This is a genomic window from Clostridium polyendosporum (assembly GCF_018332455.1).
In the GTDB taxonomy this organism is placed as follows: Bacteria; Bacillota; Clostridia; order Clostridiales; family Clostridiaceae; genus Clostridium_AY; species Clostridium_AY polyendosporum.
The window spans coordinates 1-1,508 of the sequence record NZ_BOPZ01000062.1; the positions used below are offsets into that span (position 1 = coordinate 1).

Annotated in this window: 2 protein-coding genes; both read left to right on the forward strand. The window is 33.2% G+C overall.

Annotation, left to right across the window (positions count from 1 at the left end):
• A partial coding sequence (locus CPJCM30710_RS17335; protein ID WP_212905391.1) for an extracellular solute-binding protein occupies window positions 1-587 on the forward strand: 587 nt, incomplete at its 5' end.
• Between the two features lie 133 nt (window positions 588-720).
• Window positions 721-1,508, forward strand: a 788-nt coding sequence (locus CPJCM30710_RS17340; RefSeq protein WP_212905392.1) for a carbohydrate ABC transporter permease, incomplete at its 3' end; no start/stop codon positions are given.

The following is a 1,508-nucleotide window of genomic DNA, read 5'->3' on the forward strand; positions in this document are numbered from 1 at the left end:
TTAATAGTAAAGAAAATGTAGAAGCCCTTTCCTTTATGCAAAAACTTGTTAAAGAGGGGTTAGTTAGTGCAACTCCAGAGGATAAAGCATTCCAAACAGGAAAAACAGCTATGCTATTACAAGGTTCATGGATAGTTGCTGACTTACAAAAGAATTACAAGGATTTAGATTGGGGTCTAATGCCTTATCCAGTAAGTCCTAAAACAAAGAAGTTACAAGTGCCAACAGGATCATGGGCTTTTGCAGTAACATCAAATTGCAAAAATGTAGAAACAGCAGCAAAGGTTGTTGAATGGATGACTAATAAAGAATCAACAATAGCAATGAATAAAGCTATAAGTATGCTGCCAGCAAGAAAATCAGCAGCAGCAGAAATTAAGACATACAATGTAGATGGACCAAACAAAGTATTAATGGATCAATTGTTAAAAGGTGGACATGCTAGACCACGTTCAGTGATATATCCTGTAATATCCAGAAGCTTTGAACAAGCCGTAGAAGGAGTGATATACAATAAAGATGTACAAAAGACTTTAGATGACAAAGTTCAAGAAATTGAACGTGAAGCTAAAAATCATAAGAAATAAGTCATAAGATACAGCAGTGGCTTACTGCTGCTGTATTTATATTTATATTAATGTAAAGAGGTGTAGTATATGGGGAAGATCAAAGTAGGAGAAAGAGCGAAAATACAGACTAAGGTGAAAGTAGGTGGTTACTGTGGAAGCAAAATTAAGAGTTGAAGTAGAAGAAAAAGTAGAAAATAAAGTTCCAGAAGTAAAATCTAAAAAAGCATACAAGTTAAAAGAAACTATATTAGCCTATCTATTCTTATCTCCTGCATTAATAGGAATATGTACGTTTATTTTAATTCCAATTGCTTTATCTATTTCATATGCCTTTACAGATTATTACCTTTTGAAACCCAATGATATACATTTTATAGGGTTAGAAAATTTTAAAAACATGGCAGTAGATGACATGGTAATTAGCTCATTTAAGAATACATTACATTTTGTTATTTTAGTAATACCAATACAAGTAGGATTAGCATTAGGATTGGCCTTATTAATAAATAAAAAATTCAAGTTTAATACATTTTTCCGCGTTGCTTTTTTTAGCCCTGTAGTTATGTCATTAGTTGTAGTTTCAATACTTTGGATGACATTATTAAATCCTAGCTCAGGTTTAGTTAACACTATGCTTCAAAAGTTTGGTTTGCCTGGTCAACCTTTTTTGACAAGTACTGGTCAGGCTATGAACACAATCGTTTTAATGTCGGCATGGCAGGGTGCAGGATATCAAATGATGATATTCCTTGCAGGACTAACAAATATACCAGCAGATATGTATGAAGCGGCAAGTATTGACGGAGCAACCAAACTTGAACAATTCAGATATATTACATTACCTTCATTAAAACCTACAATGGCATTTGTTTTAATAACAACAATGATAGGGGCATTTAAATTGATAGTTCAACCTATGGTAATGACTAGTGGAGGACC